This is a genomic window from Mycobacterium sp. NPDC049093 (genome assembly GCF_040704635.1).
Lineage (GTDB): Bacteria > Actinomycetota > Actinomycetes > Mycobacteriales > Mycobacteriaceae > Mycobacterium.
In genome coordinates, this window is record NZ_JBEZJS010000010.1 from 1 (window position 1) to 20,933 (window position 20,933).

21 protein-coding genes are annotated in these 20,933 nt (G+C 66.6%); 12 read left to right on the plus strand and 9 right to left on the minus strand.

Going from position 1 to position 20,933, the window contains the following annotated elements; genetic code table 11:
• The 3 genes from AB0876_RS30280 to AB0876_RS30290 all read left to right on the plus strand — a co-directional run.
• Nucleotides 1–95 (plus strand): DUF5078 domain-containing protein (locus AB0876_RS30280; protein WP_358028485.1); only part of this gene is annotated, 95 nt, incomplete at its 5' end.
• Nucleotides 96–511: 416 nt separating this feature from the next.
• Entirely contained in the window at nucleotides 512–985 is a 474-nt protein-coding gene (locus AB0876_RS30285; RefSeq protein WP_082448981.1) for an MmpS family transport accessory protein, read from the plus strand.
• Nucleotides 982–3,879: an MMPL/RND family transporter gene (locus AB0876_RS30290; protein ID WP_491840975.1), complete on the plus strand. Its 2,898-nt coding sequence runs from the start codon at nucleotides 982–984 to the stop codon at nucleotides 3,877–3,879. The genes AB0876_RS30285 and AB0876_RS30290 overlap by 4 nt, the downstream gene beginning before the upstream one ends.
• On the opposite strand, the gene AB0876_RS30295 is transcribed toward AB0876_RS30290, so the two are convergent.
• Entirely contained in the window at nucleotides 3,876–4,649 is a 774-nt protein-coding gene (locus AB0876_RS30295; RefSeq protein WP_491840991.1) for an ArsR/SmtB family transcription factor, read from the minus strand. The genes AB0876_RS30290 and AB0876_RS30295 overlap by 4 nt on opposite strands.
• 548 nt (nucleotides 4,650–5,197) lie before the next feature.
• Between AB0876_RS30295 and AB0876_RS30300 the strand changes: the two genes are divergently transcribed.
• Entirely contained in the window at nucleotides 5,198–5,860 is a 663-nt protein-coding gene (locus AB0876_RS30300) for a peptidoglycan endopeptidase (RefSeq protein WP_526043762.1), read from the plus strand.
• 53 nt (nucleotides 5,861–5,913) lie between these two features.
• Nucleotides 5,914–6,660, plus strand: coding sequence for a peroxide stress protein YaaA (yaaA, locus tag AB0876_RS30305; RefSeq protein ID WP_491840973.1), 747 nt, complete (start codon nucleotides 5,914–5,916; stop codon nucleotides 6,658–6,660).
• A gap of 3 nt (nucleotides 6,661–6,663) precedes the next feature.
• Here the strand turns inward: yaaA and AB0876_RS30310 are convergent, their stop codons facing one another.
• The 5 genes from AB0876_RS30310 to AB0876_RS30330 are packed head-to-tail and all read right to left on the minus strand — an operon-like array spanning nucleotide 6,664 to nucleotide 11,211.
• Complete coding sequence (locus tag AB0876_RS30310; RefSeq protein WP_526043763.1) at nucleotides 6,664–7,581, minus strand: TauD/TfdA dioxygenase family protein; 918 nt, start codon at nucleotides 7,579–7,581, stop codon at nucleotides 6,664–6,666.
• Between the two features lie 30 nt (nucleotides 7,582–7,611).
• Nucleotides 7,612–8,682 (minus strand): PhnD/SsuA/transferrin family substrate-binding protein, encoded by a 1,071-nt coding sequence (locus tag AB0876_RS30315; protein WP_526043764.1) that lies wholly within the window; start codon nucleotides 8,680–8,682, stop codon nucleotides 7,612–7,614.
• On the minus strand, nucleotides 8,672–9,430 hold the full coding sequence (locus AB0876_RS30320) for an ABC transporter ATP-binding protein (protein ID WP_526043765.1): 759 nt from the start codon (nucleotides 9,428–9,430) through the stop codon (nucleotides 8,672–8,674). The genes AB0876_RS30315 and AB0876_RS30320 overlap by 11 nt, the downstream gene beginning before the upstream one ends.
• Nucleotides 9,417–10,280: an ABC transporter permease gene (locus AB0876_RS30325; RefSeq protein WP_526043766.1), complete on the minus strand. Its 864-nt coding sequence runs from the start codon at nucleotides 10,278–10,280 to the stop codon at nucleotides 9,417–9,419. Before AB0876_RS30325 ends, AB0876_RS30320 begins: the two co-directional genes overlap by 14 nt.
• Nucleotide 10,281: 1 nt before the next feature.
• Nucleotides 10,282–11,211 (minus strand): TauD/TfdA dioxygenase family protein, encoded by a 930-nt coding sequence (locus AB0876_RS30330; RefSeq protein WP_526043767.1) that lies wholly within the window; start codon nucleotides 11,209–11,211, stop codon nucleotides 10,282–10,284.
• A 399-nt stretch (nucleotides 11,212–11,610) separates the two neighbouring features.
• Here AB0876_RS30330 and AB0876_RS30335 point away from each other — a divergent pair, with 399 nt between their 5' ends.
• From AB0876_RS30335 to AB0876_RS30365, 7 genes are all read left to right on the plus strand, one after another.
• Nucleotides 11,611–12,246, plus strand: a complete 636-nt coding sequence (locus tag AB0876_RS30335) for a hypothetical protein (RefSeq protein WP_526043768.1) — start codon at nucleotides 11,611–11,613, stop codon at nucleotides 12,244–12,246.
• Between the two features lie 43 nt (nucleotides 12,247–12,289).
• Entirely contained in the window at nucleotides 12,290–12,511 is a 222-nt protein-coding gene (locus tag AB0876_RS30340) for a hypothetical protein (RefSeq protein WP_526043769.1), read from the plus strand.
• Nucleotides 12,512–12,517: 6 nt separating this feature from the next.
• Nucleotides 12,518–14,008, plus strand: coding sequence for an amidase (locus AB0876_RS30345; RefSeq protein WP_526043770.1), 1,491 nt, complete (start codon nucleotides 12,518–12,520; stop codon nucleotides 14,006–14,008).
• A gap of 81 nt (nucleotides 14,009–14,089) precedes the next feature.
• Nucleotides 14,090–14,983, plus strand: coding sequence for a fructose bisphosphate aldolase (locus AB0876_RS30350; protein WP_526043771.1), 894 nt, complete (start codon nucleotides 14,090–14,092; stop codon nucleotides 14,981–14,983).
• Nucleotides 14,984–15,007: 24 nt separating this feature from the next.
• Entirely contained in the window at nucleotides 15,008–15,922 is a 915-nt protein-coding gene (locus AB0876_RS30355) for an alpha/beta fold hydrolase (protein WP_491840966.1), read from the plus strand.
• 50 nt (nucleotides 15,923–15,972) lie between these two features.
• Nucleotides 15,973–16,620, plus strand: a complete 648-nt coding sequence (locus AB0876_RS30360; protein ID WP_491840965.1) for an MBL fold metallo-hydrolase — start codon at nucleotides 15,973–15,975, stop codon at nucleotides 16,618–16,620.
• A gap of 90 nt (nucleotides 16,621–16,710) precedes the next feature.
• Nucleotides 16,711–18,096: an FAD-dependent oxidoreductase gene (locus AB0876_RS30365; protein ID WP_491840964.1), complete on the plus strand. Its 1,386-nt coding sequence runs from the start codon at nucleotides 16,711–16,713 to the stop codon at nucleotides 18,094–18,096.
• A gap of 11 nt (nucleotides 18,097–18,107) precedes the next feature.
• On the opposite strand, the gene AB0876_RS30370 is transcribed toward AB0876_RS30365, so the two are convergent.
• From AB0876_RS30370 to AB0876_RS30380, 3 genes are all read right to left on the minus strand, one after another.
• Complete coding sequence (locus AB0876_RS30370; RefSeq protein WP_491840963.1) at nucleotides 18,108–19,376, minus strand: competence/damage-inducible protein A; 1,269 nt, start codon at nucleotides 19,374–19,376, stop codon at nucleotides 18,108–18,110.
• Between the two features lie 35 nt (nucleotides 19,377–19,411).
• Nucleotides 19,412–20,644, minus strand: a complete 1,233-nt coding sequence (locus AB0876_RS30375; RefSeq protein ID WP_491840990.1) for an enhanced intracellular survival protein Eis — start codon at nucleotides 20,642–20,644, stop codon at nucleotides 19,412–19,414.
• Nucleotides 20,645–20,707: 63 nt separating this feature from the next.
• Nucleotides 20,708–20,932: a hypothetical protein gene (locus tag AB0876_RS30380; protein ID WP_055114375.1), complete on the minus strand. Its 225-nt coding sequence runs from the start codon at nucleotides 20,930–20,932 to the stop codon at nucleotides 20,708–20,710.
• Nucleotide 20,933: the final 1 nt, after the last annotated feature.

Genomic DNA, 20,933 nt, shown 5'->3' on the forward strand with positions numbered 1-20,933 from the left:
AGCTGTTCTTCAACAACAAGGGCGTCGCCGCCAACACCACCGACGTCTGCCAGAACTACCCGCCCAACGACATGTCGGTCTGGGACTGGCACTGATCCGAGGATTTCCAACGGGCTGGGTCCGGCGGCCGACACGGCTGCGGACCCAGCCCGATTCCGTTAGCTCCATCACAATCGGCATTCCGATGCCTCGGCATCTCCCGGCCTGACGGCCCCGTAAATGTAGCTTGACCTGCGGCTACGCGCCGGGCCACGACGGTGGTCCGCCACGGGTGGCCGGGCAGCACCCCGGGTGCACAATCACACCTGTGTCACCGTTTTGCCACTCATTTAAATAGGCTAATATCTCGCTAAGTTTTTAGTTAGCCATTCGGCTAGACAGCGAGGCGTTTCGAGGTGAACATGGTGCACGGGTGCTCCCCCATCGGCTGCCATGCCACCAGCACGACGATGGCGCCTCGCCGCCCCAATGCCCACTTTGCCCACAACCGACGGACCGGTGCCATTTCACGATGACCAACGCGACGAAAAGCTCTCGCCGGAAACAGTTTTCGATTTCTGGCCTGGCCAAGAAGTTCTGGATCCCCCTGATCATCGTCGTGGTGGTGTTGGTAGGCGGGTTCACGGTGATGCGGGTGCGCACGTTCTTCGGCGCAGGCAATGGCTCGGGGATCTCCAGCGCGAAGGTCGATGACACCAAGCCGTTCGACCCCAAGGTGGTGGTCTACGAGATCTACGGCGTGCCCGGCGCGACGGCAGACGTGAACTACCTCGATCTCGACGCCCAGCCCCAGCGCGTAGACGGAGTCACCCTGCCCTGGACGCTGCGTCTGGAGTCCACCGCTCCGTCGGTGTTCCCCAACATCGTCGCGCAGGGCAACGGGGACAGCATCAGCTGCCGCATCACCGTCGATGACGAGCTCAAGGACGAGAGAACCTCTAACGGCGTCAACGCCCAGACCTTCTGCTTGGTGAAATCTGCATGAGCACCCCTGACGCCCCGACCGACGCCTTTTCGGTCACCGGACCGAAAAAGGCCCACCACGGCGGGATCGCCAAGTGGATCCGGCGCCTGGCCGTGCCGATCATCCTCGGCTGGGTCGTTCTCATCGGCATCCTGAACACCGCTGTTCCCCAGCTCGAAGAGGTGGGGAAGATGCGGTCGGTGTCGATGAGCCCCGACCAGGCTCCGTCGATGATCGCCATGAAGCGTGTCGGCGAGGTGTTCCAGGAGTTCAAGTCCAACAGCTCGGTCATGGTGGTGCTCGAAGGCGACGAGCCGCTCGACATCAAAGCGCACGACTACTACGACGAGGTCGTCGCCAAGCTCGAGGCCGACAAGGAGCACGTCGAGCACGTCCAGGATTTCTGGGGCGATCCGCTGACCGCGTCGGGCGCGCAGAGCTCCGACGGCAAGGCCTCTTACGTGCAGGTCTACACCGCCGGTAACCAGGGCGAGGCGCTGGCCAACGAATCGGTCGAGGCGGTCCAGAAGATCGTCGAGAGCGTCACGCCGCCGCCGGGGGTCAAGGCGTATGTGACCGGCCCGGCCGCGTTGGCCGCCGACCAGCACATTGCCGGCGACCGCAGTGTGAAGATCATCGAGGCGCTGACCTTCACGGTCATCATCATCATGCTGCTTCTGGTCTACCGCTCCATCATCACGGTGATCCTCACCCTGGTCATGGTGGTGCTCTCACTCTCGGCAGCGCGCGGTGTCGTCGCCGCTCTGGGCTACTACAACATCATCGGGCTCTCGACGTTCGCCACCAACCTGTTGGTGACACTGGCCATCGCCGCCTCCACCGACTACGCGATCTTCCTGATAGGCCGATATCAAGAGGCCCGAAGTGTCGGCGAGGACCGGGAACAGTCGTACTACACGATGTTCCACGGCACCGCGCACGTGGTGCTGGGCTCAGGCCTGACCATCGCCGGCGCCACCCTGTGTCTGCATTTCACGAACCTTCCGTACTTCCGGTCGCTGGGCATCCCGTTGGCCATCGGCATGGTCACCGGCGTTGTCGCCGCTCTCACGCTGGGACCGGCGATCATCTCGGTGGCCAGCAGATTCGGTAAGACACTGGAACCCAAGCGGGCCATGCGCACCCGCGGGTGGCGCAAGATCGGCGCCGCGGTGGTGCGTTGGCCGGGACCGATCCTGATCGCCACCATCGCACTGTCGCTGATCGGTCTGCTGACCCTGCCGGGGTACAAGACCAACTACAACGACCGCAAGTACCTCCCGGCGGATCTACCGGCCAACACCGGCTACGCCGCATCCGACCGCCACTTCTCACAGGCCCGGATGAACCCCGAGCTGCTGCTGATCGAGAGCGATCACGATCTGCGCAACTCGGCGGACTTCCTGGTCGTCGACCGCATCGCCAAGCGAATCTTCCAGGTGCCCGGCATTTCTCGGGTTCAGGCCATCACGCGTCCGCAGGGAACGCCGATCGAGCACACCTCGATCCCGTTCCAGATCAGCATGCAGGGCACCACGCAGATGATGAACATGAAGTACATGCAGGACCGCATGAAGGACATGCTGGTCCAGGCCGACGAGATGCAAAAAACGGTCGACACGATGGAGAAGATGCTCGCGTTGACCAAGGAAATGTCGGATACCACCCACAGCATGGTGGGCAAGATGCACGGCATGGTGGTCGATGTCGCCGAAATGCGGGACCACATCGCCGATTTCGACGACTTCTTCCGTCCGATCCGTAACTACCTGTACTGGGAACCGCACTGCTTCGACATCCCCATGTGCTGGTCGATGCGTTCGATCTTCGACACCCTTGACGGCATCGACACCATGACCGACGACATCCAGAAGTTGATGCCGGACATGGATCGTCTCGATGAGCTCATGCCACAGCTGGTCACGATCATGCCGCCGATGATCCAGACCATGAAGAACATGAAGAACATGATGCTGACCATGCAGGCCACGATGGGTGGTCTGCAGGATCAGATGGAAGCGATGATGGAGAACCAGACGGCCATGGGCCAGGCGTTCGACGCTTCCAAGAACGACGACTCGTTCTATCTGCCACCGGAGACCTTCGAGAACCCGGACTTCAAGCGCGGCATGAAGATGTTCCTATCCCCTGACGGGCATGCGGTGCGGTTCATCATCAGCCACGAGGGCGACCCGATGAGCCCAGAGGGAATCTCCCACATCGATGCGATCAAGAACGCCGCCAAGGAGGCCATCAAGGGCACCCCGCTGGAGGGGTCCAAGATCTACCTCGGCGGCACCGCGGCCACCTTCAAGGACATGCAGGAAGGTGCCAACTACGACCTGCTGATCGCCGGAATCGCCGCGCTGTGCCTGATCTTCATCATCATGTTGATCCTGACGCGCAGCGTGGTGGCGGCGGCGGTGATCGTCGGCACCGTGGTGCTGTCCCTCGGCGCCTCCTTCGGCCTGTCGGTGCTCATCTGGCAGCACCTGATCGGACTGGAGCTGCACTGGATGGTGCTCGCGATGGCGGTCATCGTGCTGTTGGCCGTGGGCGCGGACTACAACCTGCTACTGGTCTCCCGATTCAAAGAGGAGATACACGCAGGCTTGAACACCGGCATCATCCGCGCCATGGGCGGCACCGGGTCGGTGGTCACCTCGGCAGGCCTGGTGTTCGCGTTCACCATGATGTCGATGGCAGTCAGCGAGCTCGCCGTGATCGGCCAGGTGGGCACCACCATCGGTCTGGGCCTGTTGTTCGACACCCTGGTCATCCGCTCCTTCATGACCCCGTCGATCGCAGCCCTGATGGGCAAGTGGTTCTGGTGGCCGCAACGGGTGCGTCAGCGTCCCCTGCCGGCGCCGTGGCCCACTCCCGTCCAGCGTGACCCGCAGGACTCGCTGGTCTAAACGGCCTGTTCCAATCCGGACTTCAAACCGGACAGTTTGACCGGCCAGCCGTGCGAGATGATCTCTCGCACGGGGCCGGCGGGATCGAAACCATCGTGGACCACCGTGAGCTTCACCTGGTCCCCGACCGGTTCGATGTCGAACGACACCCGTGACCGGGGTTCGGCCGCCGCCTCGGCAAGGATCTCCTCGTTGAGATCGGGGGCTATCTGGGTCAGGTCGGGCGTGAAGGTGTGGAACGTGAAGGCGAGCCGCTGATAGGGATCGGACTCGACGACGACCTGCTCGGGGTCTTCGATACGCAGCCCGCCTTCGACCCAGGTGTAGGTCGAGCCCTTCTGCCAGTCGGATTCGATGGCGTGTCCCATGTAGCTGCCGGAGAACGCCGGGTTGGTGAGCGCCTGCCACAGCCTTTCCGGTGTAGTGCGGATATAGGTGGTGTACACGAACTCGCCCGGAACAGAGGGGCGCTCCAGGACCGTCTTGAGGTCTGTGAGGGCCTCTACCCTCGTCGAGTCGTAGCGGTCGATCCAGCGGTCGGCGATGGCATTGATCGGTTCGGGGTTGAGGTAATGCAGTTTCTCCCGCCCCTGACGCAGCGTGGTGACGAGGTTGGCCGCCTCCAGCACCGCCAGATGCTTGCTGACCGACTGCCGGGCCATCGACAAGCCGCTACAGAGCTGCCGCAGGCTCTGTCCGTCGCTGTCGTTGAGGCTGTCCAGTAGCAGCCGCCGACTCGGGTCCGCCAGCGCTTTGAAGACCTCGTCCACCCTCACCGTCCCGTCATAGCCCGGGCGCCCGGGCTCTTCGGTCAATCATGCAGCCATTAGGCTGCATGTCAAGGGACGCCGCCGCCGGGGATCGCCGCCGCAACCGCGAATCAGAGCGCCCGATCGGGGCCCGCCAGCCACCATTCAACGGGGTGGCGCCGTTGCCGGATTTACCGCGCCGCGTCGATCCGCCTGCGATCGCGTCCACGGAGAAGCCCGTCGCCGCCCGGGACGCCCTCCAGGCGCGCAGGCAGCCGGTCGAGGTTCGAAATACCTTTAACATCAATGTAATTCGGACACCGCTTGCGTTGCGCAAGCTTTTGATCGACCCGTGGACTGTCAGCACAAGCCCAGTGCCACAGCACTATTGGCGATTGTCCGACACGTCCACCGACGCCTGGCAAACACATTCCCCTGGCAACCGAATTGCGCGCGCAGGCAACTGCACTCAATCCGGAGATGCGTGAAACAGTCCATATCAGGCACCTCTTGTGAACGGAGTCACATATTTTGCCCGGCCAAAAACGGCTCTGCTAGCGTCCCGCCGCATGTTTGCTATCGCGACGCTTATGGCGCTTGTCCAGCAGGTTTCGGGCACGCCGTACATCTCGGGTGGAGACTCGCCGGCCGGCACCGACTGCTCGGGGCTGGCTTCCTGGGTCAGCAATATGGCGACCGGCCGTCCCGTCTACGGCGACCGGTTCAACACCGGAAATCAGGAGCGTGCGCTCCTGGCCCGCGGCTTCAAGTACGGGACCCAGCCGGGCGCCCTGGTGATCGGCTGGAACGGCGGCCACACCGCCGTGACCCTGCCGGACGGCACGCCGGTGTCCTCGGGCGAGGGCGGCCACGGCGTCCGGGTCGGTGGCGGCGGTGCCTACCAGCGCCAGTTCAGCCATCACATGTACCTGCCCATGGCGGCAGAAGCGCCGCAGGAGGCGCCTGCGGACGTGACGATGGACCCGTTCGCGCCCCCGCCACCTCCGCCGATCGATCCCATGGCCGCTCCGGCGCCCATGGACCCCTTCGCGCCCCCGCCACCCGTCGATCCGATGGCCGCTCCGGCCCCGATCGATCCATTCGCCCCGCCGCCGCCGGCCGATGCCGTCCCGCCGGTCGCCCCGATGGATGCGCCGGCGCCGATCGTCCTGGACGTCCCGCCCCCTCCGGCTCCCCCGGCGCCCGACGAGCCGGCCCCGATGGCCGTCTGACATCACACCGGTCGGTGGCCGGCCAACCGAGAGCATTCGGATAGCGTCTGGATGTGCTCGTGCTCCTGCCACCATCGGAGACCAAACGCACCGGCGGGGACGGCCCGCCGGTGCGTTTGGACATTCTGAGCTCGCCAGAGCTCACCCCGCTCCGCCAATCTCTGATCGACGAACTGGTCACCCTGGCCGCCGACCCACCGGCCAGCCGGACAGCCCTAGGCATCTCCGCCGGCCAGGACGCCGAGATCGAACGCAACGCCGCCCTGCGCCAGGCGCCGACGATGCCGGCCATCGAGCGATACACCGGGGTGCTCTACGACGCCCTCGACGTCGGGTCGCTCCGCGGCGCGGCCGTCGCACGAGCCCGCCACCGGCTCGCCGTCGGATCCGCCCTGTTCGGCCTCCTGCGCGCCGACGATCCGGTGCCGGCCTACCGGCTGTCCGCTTCGTCCAAACTGCCCGGACAACCGGGCCTGGCCAAACGTTGGCGCCCGCTGTTGGAACCCGTCCTCGCCGATATCGCCGCAGGCGAGCTGATCGTCGATCTGCGGTCCGGCTCCTACGCCGGGCTGGGCCGGATCCCCGGTTCGGTTCGCGTGCAGGTTCTCGCCGAACATGCCGACGGCCATCGCACCGTGGTCAGCCACTTCAACAAGGCTCACAAGGGCCACCTGGCCCGCGCGCTGGTCAGCTCCCGCAGCGAACCCGACAGCGCAGCCGGGGTCGCGGCGGTCGCCCGCCGTGCCGGCATGCACGTGGAACGCGACGGCGATGAACTGACCGTCGTGGTACCGGCCTGACGTTCAGGCTGCGTCGAACGGCTCGCCGTCGAGAGCCTGCGATGGTCGCCCGTCGGGGCCTTGGGGCACATCCCCCACCAACGTCACCCGATACAACCGGCGGTCGTGTTCGCCCGTGAGATCCGACGGTGCCAGATGCACGGTCGCGCGGTTGTCCCAGAACGCGATGCTGCCCGGCTCCCACTTGAACCGCACGGTGTACTCCGGACGCACCAACTCGTCGTAGAACAGGCCGAGCAGGCGGCGACTCTCGTGCGGTGACACGTCAACGATATGGCTGGTGAAACCCGGGTTGACGTAGAGCGCACGCTCCCCCGTCTCCGGGTGGACCCGCACCACCGGATGCTCGGTCAGCAGCGGACGGCGATTCACCCGACGCTGATAGTCCTCGGTTGCGGTCGTGCCGTCCGGTGGTGCGAACCGGTGCACCGCCCGCAGTCCGTCGGCGAGCCGCTGCAGCGGCGTGGACAGTCCGGCGTAGGCCGCGACGGTATTCGCCCACTGGGTGTCTCCGCCGTAGGGCGGGATCACCTCCGCCCGGAGTATCGATGCGGCAGGCGGATTCACCGCTGCGGTGACATCGGCATGCCAGTTCGCCTTGTCGTAACCGCGACTGCTGCCGTACCTGGCCTTGAACCGGTCGGCGAAAATCGGATAGATCGTCGGGTAGTCCGGATCCGGGATGGAATCGAACAGCGGATGCGCCGGGGTCGGAGAGCCGAAGGCCCGGGCCAACCGAAGGTGATCGTCGTGGCCGATGAACTGGTCGCGGAAGAACACCACTTTCCATTTGAGAAGTGCGGCACGGATTTCGGCGATGTGCTCATCGAGTAGCGGTGCGGTGAGATCGATTCCATGGATCTCGGCACCGATCCAGCCGGACTGTGGCCGGACGCTCAGTGCGGATGCCAGTTGTGTCATCAGTGTTCCCCTCGATTCAGGATGGAGCCGTTAGGATTTCAGCGATTTCGGTGTGACACCGTCGAGTTCGTTCTGCGCGGTGACGATGTCGTTGTAGCGACCGTCCACAAAGGGCGACACGTCGACGCGGCCCTTGATCGTTCCGGTCTCGTGCAGACCGTCGGCGACGGTTTGGAACAACGCCGTGGACTGCTCGTCGATCGGGTAGTACGAGGCGATCCCGTCCTCTTCGTACAGCTTCTTGCCCTGCTCGAAGGTGATGCCCTGAACCTTGACGTAGTACTGGTCGACCCACTGGTCGGCGTGCGTGTCCTTCCAGTTGTTGGCTGCGACGGCACGCCCGAGGTAGTCGCCGATCGCCGCCACCTTGGCGGGATCATCGAGCACATCGCGGCGCACGATCAGTGTCTGAATGCCGGTGTTGATGCCCTTACCGTCACCGAGGATCGGCGGCTCACCCAATTGGTAGTACTGGTTACCCAGCACGATGGCGGCATCGACCGCGCCGGCGGCGAACGTCGGTACCACCTCTGCCCCAGCGAGTTCCACCGGCTGCACGTCGGTGCGCAGGTCCAGGCCGTGGCGCTTGAGCAGCCCTGCGGTCACCATGTGACGGCCCGAACCGGGCGGATAGGCGACCCGCTTTCCGCGCAGATCCTCGATGGTCCTGACTCCGCTGTCGGGGCGAGCCACCAGGTAGTAGCCACCGCTGGTGCCCGGGTTCGCCTGCAACCCGATGGTCACCAGGTCTGTGACGCCACTGTCCACCGCGATCGGTACCGGTGCCTCACCGATGGACCCGACGTCCGCCGCGCCCGACCGGAGTGCCTCGATGACTGCCGCGCCGCCGCTGAAATCGGCGAAATCCACCTCATAAGGTGTTCCCTGGCCGGCATTGGCCAGGTTCCACGGCAGCGACTGTGTCCCGTTCTGCTCGGCGACGACGAGCTTGGTGCCGGCCGGTACCTCGGACTTGGCGGCGATCTTCACCGTGTCGATGGCACCGCCGGACTCGTCGTCGGACAACCCGCACGCGCTGAGCAACAGCGGAACCAACAACAACGCGGCGGACCGCAACCGAACGCGACGATCAAATGGCATCTGATGGTTCCTTGTCTTCGGATACGCCGAGTTCGGACAGCAACCGCTTTCGCAGCGCAGTGAATTCGTGGGTGTCACGGGCCCGGGGTTTGGGCACCGTGACGTCGACATCGAGAGAGATGACGCCGTCGGTCAGCACGATCACGCGGTCGGCGAGCAGGATCGCCTCATCGACGTCGTGGGTGACCAACAGGACCGCCGGGGTGTGTCGGCGGTACAGATCCATCAGCAGGCCGTGCATCCTGATCCGCGTGAGCGCGTCGAGTGCGCCGAACGGTTCGTCGAGCAACAACAGTTGTGGTTCGCGCACCAGGGCCCGGGCCAGCGCAACCCGCTGTGCTTCTCCGCCGGACAAGGTGCGGGGCCACGCCTTCGCCTTGTCCGCCAGGTTGACCTCGCGCAGCGCCGCCAGCGCGCGCCGTTGGATCGCGCCGCCGGCGGGCAATCCGATCGTCACGTTCGCCAGCACCCGCTGCCACGGCAGTAACCGCGAATCCTGGAAGACGATCGCCCGCCGCTCCGGTACCCGCAGGTAGCCGTCCACGTCACTGTCGAGAGCGCCCAGGGCCCGCAGGAAAGTGCTCTTGCCGGAACCGCTTCGGCCGAGCAGGGCGACGAACTCGCCGGCCCGGATCTCCAGATCGAGCCCGTCGATGATGACGTTGTCCCCGAACCGCTTCCGGATGTCGCGGGCGATCACCACCGCCGCCGCGTCAACAGGGGCGGGCAGCGTGTCAGTCCCCGTCATAGGCCCGCCTCCAGGTGAGCAGCCGGCCTTCGAGGAAGCGGACCACCAGAATCGAGACAAGGCCGAGAATCGCGTACACGGCGATCAACACGAAGACGATGTCGATCTGGAAGTACTCGCGGGCGTCGGTCATCATCCGGCCCAGGCCCTTCTTGGCGTTGATCGTCTCGGCGAAGATCAACGACAACCAGGACGCCGTCAGCGCCAGCCGCAGGCCGACCAGGAATCCCGGCAGCGATCCGGGAATGATGACCCGGTAGATCATTTCGGCCCGGCCGGCACCGAACGATCGCGCCGCCTCCACCAGCGTGGCATCGACGCTGCGGATCGCGCTGAACGTGTTGATGTAGATCGCGACGGCAACGGCGAGTGTGATCAGCAGAATCTTCGGCAGCTCGCTGATGCCGAACCACACGATCAGCAGCGGCACCAGCGCGAAGTTCGGAACCGCGCGCAGCACTTCCATGTTGGCATCGACGAAGTTCTCCCCGATCCGGGACAGCCCGGAGATGAGGGCCAGCCCGAGGCCGAGCGCGATACCGAAAGCGAGGCCGTATCCGACGCGCAACAGGCTGGCGGTCAGGTGCTCCTGAAAGGTTCCGTCGGCGATCAGCGTCCACGCGGCACCGAGCACCCGGGTCGGCGGCGGCACGGTGCGCTCGTCGAAGATGCCGACCGTCGAGAGCAGTTGCCACAGGCCGACCAGCAGCGCCGGGCCCAGTAGCCGCTGCACCGAACGCGGCACCAGCGGTTTGCGCTGCGCCCGCCGGACCGCCGCCCGCGGGTCGACCAGGCCACTGGGCGGGTCGGCATGCGCGACGCCGGTCGGTCGCGACAACACGGTGGCCATTTCAGGCAGCGCCGAAGTAGTCGCCCGAAATCGACTCCGAGGCAACACCATCGGGGCCCACCGGAATGTCGCCCACCAGGGTGATGCGGTGCAGCACCCGGTCACCCTCGACATGTTCGAAGTCCCGCGGTGCCAGGTGCAGGGCGGCGCGGTTGTCCCAGAACGCCACACTGCCCGGCTCCCACCTGAACCGCACCGAGTACTCGGGCCGGGCGATCTCCTCGAACAACAGATCGAGCAGGTGCCTGCCCTCCCGCGGCGACAGATTGACGATCTCCCGCGTGAAGGACGGATTGACGTAGAGGACCTTCTCCCCGGTCTCCGGGTGCACCCGAACCACCGGGTGGATCGTCGCCAGTGGATTACTGCGCACCAGATCGCCGATCTTCTCGGTGCTGCGTTCAGCCGACGTCGTCGAACCGAATCGGTGCTCGGCGCGCAGTTCTTCGACGAGCGCCTGCACCGACGGAGACAGACCCGCATACACCGCAGCCACATTGGCGAACTGAGTGTCACCCCCGTAACCGGGCACCTGCTCCGCTCGCAGGATCGAATGCGACGGCGGGTTGATCAGCGGCGTGACATCGGCATGCCAACCCGGACCGTTGGGGCTTTGCCGCTTGCGGTACCTCGTGCCGTAGCGATGGTCGTAGGCGGCCGGGGACACCGTATGAATCTGCGGGAATCCGACTGGGGCAGAATCGCCCTCGTAGGGATGGCCGGGGGTAACTTCGCCGAACTGGGCACCGAACGCGATCTGCGACGCGTGGTCGAGGTCCTGCTCGCGGAAGAACACCACCTTCCACCGGTGCAGGGCCTCGCGGATCGCCGCCACCTGTTCGGGCGGCAGCGGCACGGACAGGTCGGGCCCGTCGATCAACGCTCCGGTGAATCCCGACAGCGGACTGATAGTGAGTCCCGTGGAAGACATGGCCACACTCCCCTCGAAAGCGGCTGCATATATCGGCCATTCGAAGCTAACGACGATGACCGCCGGGCCAACCGGTTTGAATCGACGTGACGGGAAGTGCCGTCGCCGAGCGGGTGACCGATTTGGCGTTGCCAACCGCGGACCGAGTCGACGATCCAAATCGGCTCTGCCTGCGGCGCACTGACGCATTGCGAGAATATGACTGCGAATATCGCTGTTGCCGAGCTACTTTCAGCGCAGCGTTGCCGCCGAAGCACGACCGACCCACACCGCGACCGGATTTCGGCGAATTCTCGGGTGTCACCCACAGGGCCCGGTCTCGTCGTGCACAATATGAGCTCGCGTCAGCGCCCGTCGCCTGTGCCACGCCCATCACACCGCCGTTCCCCGGGAGCAAGCTTGGTCACCTTCGCCGTCTCCACACCGCATCCGCCGTATCAACCGGTTCGCCGTGGACGTCACCGGAAGGCGCCGCAACGACAGTGGCTGCCCGTCGGGATCGGGATGGCGGCCGCAGCCATCGTCAGCTCTCTGCTCACCGCATTCGTCATCATCACCACGTTGGCTTCCAAATTCTCTGCCAGGGATTCGGTGTACGCCGTCGGCGCCAGAACGTATGAGGTGAAACCGAACCGCCTGCAGGCGCCCGTTGTCACCGAACGGGCTGCCGCCGCACCGGCCGCCGCCGCGGCGTTCGCATCTGACGGATCCGGTTTCGTCGACTCCCAGGCGCGGTGCCGCGACACCCAGACCGCCAGGGCCATCGGGCGCACCGAAGGCTCGCTCGTCGTGATCTGCCTGGACCGCACCGGCCGCATGGAATACCACGGCGTGCGGCTTTCCGACCGGGCCGCCCTGGCGGCATCGGCGGACCTCACACCGGGCCGCAAGTTCGTCGCCCGTAACTTCCAGGCGAACTACGCGGTCTCACCGACCGAGTTGCTGGTCACCTCGGGAAGCGCGGTCCTCAAACGCGAACCGATGGTCGAGTACCGCGAGATCCTGTCCACGCCGGTGGTCGTCGCGCCGCGGTAACCGCGCTAAGCTGGCCGCTCATCGGCCGTGCGGCGGGAGATCGATGTCCACTTTCTGGCGGTATGTCCGCATCCAGGCCATGGTGTTCGTCATGGGTATCGTCGGGCCGATCTTCCTCATCATTTACTTTGCCGCGCAACCCGATCCGACACTCAAGTGGATGTATTTCGTCGGCCTGATCCTGACGGGGGTCGAGGTGCTGATCGCGCTCGAGCTCACCCGTCGCAGTACGCCGTCGGACACCACCGTCGAACTCCTGGAGTGAGGTGACATGGATTCCTCGTCGGCATTCGAACTTGCAGGCACCGATGCCATCGGACAGGCGGCACTGGCCGCATCTGGTGAGGTCAGTGCCGTCGAGTTACTCGAGGCTGCGATCATCCGGGTCGAGACGACACGCACCTTGAACGCCGTGATCACCGACCTGTTCGACAGGGGGCGCGCGCAAGCCGCGGCACTCGACGAGTCCGGCGTACTGCGCAACGAGCAGGCCGGGCCGCTGGCCGGGGTGCCGTTCCTGCTCAAGGATCTGGGTGCCGCGCTGGCCGGTACCCGCGAGGCGATGGGCTCGCGGGCGTTGCGCGACCATGTCGCGACCGAAACCGCGTGGACGGTGGACCGCTACCTGGACGCCGGCCTGGTCGTATTCGGCAAGACCAACACCCCGGAGTGGGGCAACCACTGCACCACCGAGCCGGTGTTGTTCGGTCCCACGGTCAACCCCTGGTCCCCCACCGTCACCCCGGGTGGATCCAGCGGAGGTTCGGCCGCAGCCGTGGCCGCCGGCGTGGTGCCCGCCGCGTCGGGCGGGGACGGCACCGGTTCCATCCGGGTGCCCGCCTCCTGCTGCGGCGTCGTCGGCCTCAAGCCGCGGCGCGGGCGGTCGTCCTTCGCCCCCGATGGTGGCCACGGCCTCGAAGGACTCGTGAACGGCCACGCCCTCACCCGCACGGTGCGCGATTGCGCGGCTCTCCTCGACATCATCGCCGGTACCGCACCCGGCGATCCGTACGGCGCCGCGGCTCCCGCCGTGCCCTTCCTTCAGTCGGCCGCGCAGACCCCGTCGGCACAGCGCATCCTGATCGCCACCTCGTCACCGTTTCCCACCGACCGGATCGACCCGGAGGTGGTGTCGGCGGTCGAGGCGACGGGCCGTCTGCTGGAAAGCCTCGGACACCACCTCACTCCCGGGGCCCCGACGATCGATCCGGACGCCGTCGCCGACGCCATCGCGGTCCTGCACACCGTCAGCAACGCGGAACTACATGACCTGGCCGCCGACCACCTGGGACGAGCACCCCTCGAAGACGAATTCGAGCCGAGCACCTGGGTGATGATCCGGGAGGGCTTCACCACCACGGGAGTGGCGTACGCGGACGCGATCTCGGCCGTCCACGCCCAGACCCGCCGTTTCGCCCGGGAGATGGCCGGTCACGACGTGCTGCTGGTGCCGACGCTGCTGACCGGCCCGCCGCCGTACGGTCTGCTGAATCAGCCCCGGGGCACCACCCGGGCCTTCTTCGACGTCGAGTTCGCCACCACCGGTTGGACCGCCCTGGCCAACGTCACCGGTTGGGCCGCGATTTCGCTGCCGCTGGGCCAGACGGCCGAGGGCCTGCCGATCGGCGTGCAGCTGCTGGCACCCGACGAAACGGTGCTGCTCGGCCTGGCCGGCCAACTCGAGCAGGCGGCCCCGTGGGCCGGCCGTACCCCACCCCGATGGGTGGGCGCTACCGCTGTGAGCTGGCCGCCTATCCTCTGAGTCGAACTGTGCGCCACTGTGGTGTGCGCCTCAGCAGCACAACTACATCAGGACACCGTCTTCAAAGGAGTAGACAACCTCATGGTGAACCAGCAGCAGGCCGACAAGATGACCACGGGCAAGGGCTTCATCGCCGCGCTCGACCAGAGCGGTGGGTCCACCCCCAAGGCGCTGCGTCTCTACGGGGTCGAGGAGAGCGCCTACTCCTCCGAAGAGGAGATGTTCGACCTGATCCACCAGATGCGGTCGCGCATCATCACCTCCCCGGTGTTCAACGGTGACCGCGTGCTCGCCGCGATCCTGTTCGAGCAGACCATGGACCGCTCCATCGAGGGCAAGCCCACCGCCACCTACCTCTGGGAGGACAAGGGCGTGGTGCCGCTGCTCAAGATCGACAAAGGCCTGGCCGACGTCGAGAACGGCGTGCAGGTGATGAAGCCGATGCCCGGCCTGGACGATCTGCTCGCCCGCGCGGCCAAGGGCGGCATCTTCGGCACCAAGGAGCGGTCGGTGATCGGCGCCGCCGACGCGGACGGCATCGCCGCCGTGGTCGCCCAGCAGTTCGAGGTGGCAAAGCAGGTGCTGTCGCACGGTCTGATCCCGATCATCGAACCCGAGGTCACCATCTCGATCTCCGACAAGGCCGAGGCCGAGGACCTGCTCCGCGACGAGATCACCAAGAACCTCGACGCGCTGCCCGCCGACCAGAAGGTCATGCTCAAGTTGACCCTGCCGACTCGGGCCAACCACTACCAGTCGCTGGTCGAACATCCCAAGGTGATGCGGGTCGTGGCGCTGTCCGGCGGCTACTCGCGCGATGACGCCAACAAGATGCTGGCCGAGAACACTGGCTTGATCGCGAGCTTCAGCCGCGCACTCACCGAAGGGCTGTCGGCGCAGCAGAGCGACGACGAGTTCAACGCCACGTTGGACAAGTCCATCCAGTCCATCTACGACGCCTCAGTCGCAGGCTAGACGCGGACCCGGCGAGGCACACTGATGGTCATCCCGATCGATCGCCCCAAACTGGAGGGCAATGTCGCCGTCGGCGACGGCCGTCAGCTCGGCTTCGCCGAATTCGGTGACCCGCAGGGCCGTGCGGTCTTCTGGCTGCACGGCACCCCGGGAGCGCGTAGGCAGATCCCGACCGAGGCCCGGATCTACGCCGAGCGCAACCACATCCGGCTGATCGGGGTGGACCGGCCCGGCATCGGTTCCTCCACCCCGCACCAGTACGACCGGGTACTGGATTTCGGTGACGATCTGCGCACCATCGCCGACGTCCTGGGCATCGACAAGATGGCCGTCATCGGGCTGTCCGGTGGCGGCCCCTACACGCTGGCCACCGCGGCAGCCATGCCCGACCGGGTCGTGGCGGCCGGGGTGCTCGGCGGTGTGGCCCCGATGATCGGCCCCGACGCGATCAGCAGCCCGCTGATGCAGCTCGGTGCGGCAGTCGCGCCCATCCTTGAGGTGGCCGGTGCGCCGATCCGGTTGGCCGCCTCCGGACTCATCCGGCTGATCCGTCCGGTCGCCTCCCCCGCCCTCGAGATCTACGCGCGGATCTCCCCCGAGGGCGACCGGCGCATGCTGGGCCGGCCCGAGTTCAAGGCCATGTTCCTCGACGATCTGCTCAACGGCAGCCGCAAGCAGCTGGCCGCCCCGTTCTACGACATCGTGGTGTTCGAGCGGGACTGGGGCTTCCGGCTCGACGAGGTCAAGGTTCCGGTGCGCTGGTGGCACGGCGACCATGACCACATCGTGCCGTTCGCGCACGGTCAACATGTGGTTTCCCGGTTGCCCGATGCGGTGATGACCGAGCTGCCCTACGAGAGCCACCTCGGTGGTCTGGGCTGCGCCGAGGAGATCATGGGCACCATGATCACGATGTGGGACACGGCCGGCACCGACTGAACCCGTTCAGGGGTTGACCTCAACCATTGTTGAGGGGCGAGGCTGTCGTCATGACCACCTCGATGACCCGGATCCGGACCGATCTGTGGGAAACGCGCACCGACACACCGTTTCCCGGATTGACCACCCACGCCTATCTGTGGACGCCCGCCGGGCACAACGCCCTGTTCTACAGTCCGGCCAGTGACGCCGACTTCGCCGCGCTGGACACGCTCGGCGGAGTCGACGACCACTACCTCTCACACCAGGACGAGGCGGGACCGATGCTGGCCCGCGTCGCCGAGCGGTTCGGGTCGAGGTTGCATGCGCCCGCCGCCGAACGCGAGACGATCGGGCGGCACAGCCCGATCGACGTCCCGCTGGGGTCCCGCCATCTCGACGACCGCGGTGTCGAGGTGATCCCCACCCCGGGGCACACTCCCGGCAGCACGAGCTATCTGGTTCAGGGCGCCCAGGGCCGGTACCTGTTCACCGGGGACACCATGTTCGTCGCCGGCGACGGGCGATGGTCGACGTTCGTGATCCCGGGTGTCGGTGACGCCGCAGCCATGGCGGACAGCCTGAACCTGTTGGCGAGCCTGCAACCCGATGTCGTCATCTCCAGCGCGTTCGGGGCGCGGGCGGTCACTGTCCTCGACGAGGGCGCTTGGCCGGCATGCGTCGAGCAGGCGCGGCGCTCGATACCGGTGACCCGCTGAGGTTCGAGTAGCGCACTACTCTAGGCCCGGCTCCGGCCCGCTCCGATACTTCGAGCAACTGGTGATGTGCCAGCGGTCCGGAGGTCGGCAATGGCAACGATCGGCAAACACGCAGTGGTGCTGGGCGCGAGCATGGGCGGGCTGTTGGCAGCCCGGGTGCTGGCCGAGTTCTTCGAGACGGTCACCCTCGTGGAGCGCGACGTACTCCCCGGCGGTCCGGCCCAGCGGCGCGGGGTGCCGCAGGGCCGGCATGCCCACGGACTGCTCAGCGGTGGGCTCCGGACACTGGAGAAACTCTTTCCCGGCCTCCCCGAAGACCTGGCCGCCGACGGCGCAACGGTGCTGGGCGGTGAAAACCTGTCCCTCATCTCGCTGACATTCGGCGGCCACAAGCTCAATCTCAGCCGGGCACCGGAGCAGCCGATCGATTCCTATCTGGCCAGCCGACCGTTCCTGGAAGCACATGTGCGAGACCGGGTGCGCGCCATCGACAACGTCGACGTGCTCGACGGGCATGACGCGGTCGAGCTGCTGATGACCGGCACCCGGCGGGTGACGGGCGTCCTGGTCGCCGGCCGCGACGGTGGTACCGGCAGGGCGATAGCCGCCGATTTGATCGTCGACGCGATGGGACGCGCCGGCCGGACCCCGGCGTTCCTCGAAAGTGCGGGATTCGGGCGTCCGGCCGAATCACGGGTCGAGGTGAAGGTCGCTTATTCCAGCCAACTGTTGCGCTTCACCGGCAGCGCGCCCCGCGATCGGCTCATCCTGGTCGGCGCCGTACCCGAAAGACCTTACGGTGGTTCATTGTTCGCCTACGAAGACGACACCTGGATGCTCACCACGGCGGGCATGAACGGACATGAACCACCGGCCGATCTGGCCGGGATGATCGACTTCGTCGAGGATCTGTTCCCGGCCGATGCGATCGCGGCCCTGCGCGGCGCCCAACCGCTGGAGCCGGTGGCCACCTTCCGTTATCCCGCGAGCGTGCGTAGGCGGTACGAGCGCATGACCCGTTTCCCCGATGGTCTCCTGGTGTTCGGCGACGCCATCTGCAGCTTCAATCCGGTGTACGGACAAGGGATGTCGGTGGCCGCGCTCGAGGCGCTGGCGCTGCGCGACTGCCTGTCCCGAGGTGCCGATGATCTGGGTCCCCGATTCCTGCGCGCGGCCGCCGGCTGCGTCGACACGGCATGGCAGATGGCGAGCGGCGCCGACCTGGCGCTGCCGCAGATACCCGGCCATCGCCCGGTCTCGGTACGGGTATCCAACTGGTACACCCAGCACGTGCTCGCGGCCGCTGAGTCCGATCCGGTGGTGACCGAGGCGTTCTTCCGGGTGATGAACCTGATCGACCCACCCAGCAGACTGCTGCACCCGTCGATCGTGGCGCGGGTGGCGCGCGGCGCCCCGCGACGGCTCCGCGCGGTGCGTGCCGCGCCCGCGGCAACCCCGGTCGCGGCCGGCACCTGAGGGCGGCAGGTTCAGTCGCCAACTCCCGTGAGCGCCCGGCGCAGCAGGTGCATCGCGACCGTGGTGGCCCGCTCCCGGATGTCGGAACGGTTGCCGGGGAGTCGGAGGGTGCGGGTGATGGCCACCGGCCCCGACCGCACCGCGAAACACACGGTGCCGACCGGCTTTTCCGCGGTACCGCCGTCCGGGCCGGCGATCCCGCTGATGGCCACCGCGGTATCGGCACCGAAATGGTGCAGCGCGCCGGTGACCATGGATTCGACCACCGGTTCCGACACCGCGCCGTACTCGGCGATCAGCACCGGATCCACGTTCAACAGTTCGGCCTTGGCCTCGTTCGAATAGCTGACCACCCCGCCGGCGAAGTAATCCGAACACCCGGGGATGTCGGCCAACCGGGCGGCCAGTAGTCCTGCGGTGCAGGATTCCGCAGTGCCGATCCGGTGCCCGGCGAGCAGGCCGGCCACCTGCTGGTCCACGGTCGCGCCGTCCTCGGAGTACAACGCGGCACCGTGCCGGTCCCGCAGCAGGGCCAGCAGCGCCTGGTAGGCACCGGCGGCGTCGGGCTCGTAGCGGGTGACGATCTCGAGTTCGCCGCGACGCAGGCACGTCGTGATCTCCAGTGCGTCGAAGCCCGGGACGGACCCCTCGGCGTCACGCAAGGTCTCGGCCAGACCGGATTCGGCGAGGCCGAACATCCGAACCATTTCCTGCCGGTACTCGGTCCGACCCGAAATCGCTTGTTGCACAGCCTCGGTCGCGACAGCGGTATGCCACATCGGCTGCAGTTCCCGCGGCGGGCCGGGCAGGACCACCACCGTCGGGCTGCCAGGAACCACGACACCGGGGGCGGTGCCGACGGGTGCCAGAACCTCCGCGCCCACCGGCACCATGGCCTGTTTGCGGTTGGCGGCGCGCACCGAGTCGAAATCCACGCCGGGCCGGTCGCCGATCAACTTGCGCAGGATGGCGGCGATCCGCTCCTCCATCGCCTCGTCGAGCACGAGTTCGCGGCCGCAGAACTCGGCGACCGTCGCCACGGTGAGGTCGTCGGCGGTCGGTCCGAGCCCGCCGCTCGTCACGATCAGGTCCACGCCCTCATCGGCGAGGAACCGCAATTGTGCCGCGATGTCGCGGGGCCGGTCACCGCAGATGGTGATGTGTGCGAGTTCCACCCCGAGCTCGAGGAGCTGATCGGCCAGCCACGGACCGTTGCGGTCCTGAACCCTGCCGGTGAGAACTTCGGTTCCGGTTACGACGATGCCTGCGCGTGCGCTCACCCCGTGAACATTACGCAGCACGTGTCGGACGCGGCCTAGAAGCTGTAGCCCAGCTCGGCCGGAACATCGCTCACGAACGCCGCACCGAGCCGCTGCAGCAGGGCTGAGTCCTTGCTGCGCAATCGGTTTGCGGCAACGAACGCGTCCGGGTGATGAGCGCCGAGATAGAGACTTCCGAGGACGTCGAGGTCGAGTTCGACGTCCGCCGGCGCCTCAGTGGGCGTACACCGTGCGCGGCCTTCTCGAACCTGCAGGGCGAAGCGTCCGCCGTCGCCGCGGAAACCGTCCGCGACCTCCAGGACGACGTCGAGGTCGGCGTGATACCGCCGCGCCTCGAGAGCCACCGGGATGTTCATGATCCGGATCCACAGGTCGTCACTGCTCGAGGTCACGCGAGCCAGCCGTGGATTGGTCAGCAGGTAGGGCAACGGATCGCCGGGGTGAGTCCAAACGCTCACCTTGTCCATGAGGTCCATCCCGAGCAGGGCCCGCCACAGGGCGATGTAGGCGTCGGTGGTCACCGCGGTGACGTCGCGGACGCGCAGCGTCCGGGATTCCTCGCCGTGAACGCGATACAGCGCGTAGCCGTCGGGGTGCAGGAACGCGAACCATGCCGAACCGCCCTCGCGGGTGTCCTCCCGGTCGGCGAGCACGTCGTCCCACAGCGCCGTCGTACACGCCAACCCGCCCGGGGTCTGCCGTCGCCAGCGGTCGTAGATCGCGGAGAAGGCGTCGCGGTGCTCGACAGGTTTGACCATGCGGACACCACCGGGGTCGGGGACAGAGCCATGGAACTCGGCGAACCTGCGGTCAACGGTCATCAGGTGCACGGTGGTGGCCGGACCGTAACCGAATCGGCCGTAGATTCCGCCCTCGCTGGCGGTGAGTGCGGCGATCGGATATTGCGCCTCCGCGATCCGCTGGTGCAGCTCGGTGTACATCGAGCGCAGGATGCCGCGGCGTCGATGGGTGGGAGCGACGGCCACATAGCTGATTCCCGCCGCGGGCAGCGTTGCGCCGCCCGGAACGGTCAGGGTGAGGTCGAGGAAGATCGACTGTCCGACGATGTCGCCATCGCCGTCCCGCGCCACGACACCACCGTCGGCAGGCACCAGCTCGCGCCATGCCGCCATCGAATCGGGGTGGTTGACCTCACCGAACGCGGTGTTGCCGAGCAGCGCCATGCCCGCCCAGTCAGCGTCGGTGATGCTCTGTATCGCGAGCGGTGTTGTCGAGGGTGCCACGTTGTCGATCACAGAATCCGACAGTGCCACACCGTCACCGACGAGGGCGACCGATTTTCCGGCCGCCCGACCGGGACGGCCGGTGACTCAGCGCTTGAGCCAGTTGTTCAGCGTCGCGAGTTCGCGGGTGTAGGTGGTCATGATGTCGTCCTGGTACAGCGTCGCCCCGCTGATCGTGGTCGGCCCCTGCCACACCACCCTGATCCGGTTCGCACCGCGCTGGTAGACGTCCACCCGGTCGAGGTCACGGTGCAGCCATCCGCCGCTGTCGGCCAGCCGGCCGACCTCATGGCGCTCATCGGTTGTGGTCATC

Coding starts and splice junctions, on each gene's coding strand:
- AB0876_RS30340 (WP_526043769.1), top strand. CDS start 12,290: ATGTCCACTTTCTGGCGGTATGTCCGCATCCAGGCCATGGTGTTCGTC.
- AB0876_RS30315 (WP_526043764.1), bottom strand. CDS start 8,682: ATGCCATTTGATCGTCGCGTTCGGTTGCGGTCCGCCGCGTTGTTGTTG.
- AB0876_RS30365 (WP_491840964.1), top strand. CDS start 16,711: ATGGCAACGATCGGCAAACACGCAGTGGTGCTGGGCGCGAGCATGGGC.
- AB0876_RS30285 (WP_082448981.1), top strand. CDS start 512: ATGACCAACGCGACGAAAAGCTCTCGCCGGAAACAGTTTTCGATTTCT.
- AB0876_RS30360 (WP_491840965.1), top strand. CDS start 15,973: ATGACCACCTCGATGACCCGGATCCGGACCGATCTGTGGGAAACGCGC.
- AB0876_RS30320 (WP_526043765.1), bottom strand. CDS start 9,430: ATGACGGGGACTGACACGCTGCCCGCCCCTGTTGACGCGGCGGCGGTG.
- AB0876_RS30310 (WP_526043763.1), bottom strand. CDS start 7,581: ATGACACAACTGGCATCCGCACTGAGCGTCCGGCCACAGTCCGGCTGG.
- AB0876_RS30345 (WP_526043770.1), top strand. CDS start 12,518: ATGGATTCCTCGTCGGCATTCGAACTTGCAGGCACCGATGCCATCGGA.
- AB0876_RS30380 (WP_055114375.1), bottom strand. CDS start 20,932: ATGACCACAACCGATGAGCGCCATGAGGTCGGCCGGCTGGCCGACAGC.
- AB0876_RS30290 (WP_491840975.1), top strand. CDS start 982: ATGAGCACCCCTGACGCCCCGACCGACGCCTTTTCGGTCACCGGACCG.
- AB0876_RS30355 (WP_491840966.1), top strand. CDS start 15,008: ATGGTCATCCCGATCGATCGCCCCAAACTGGAGGGCAATGTCGCCGTC.
- AB0876_RS30325 (WP_526043766.1), bottom strand. CDS start 10,280: ATGGCCACCGTGTTGTCGCGACCGACCGGCGTCGCGCATGCCGACCCG.
- AB0876_RS30350 (WP_526043771.1), top strand. CDS start 14,090: ATGGTGAACCAGCAGCAGGCCGACAAGATGACCACGGGCAAGGGCTTC.
- AB0876_RS30330 (WP_526043767.1), bottom strand. CDS start 11,211: ATGTCTTCCACGGGACTCACTATCAGTCCGCTGTCGGGATTCACCGGA.
- AB0876_RS30300 (WP_526043762.1), top strand. CDS start 5,198: ATGTTTGCTATCGCGACGCTTATGGCGCTTGTCCAGCAGGTTTCGGGC.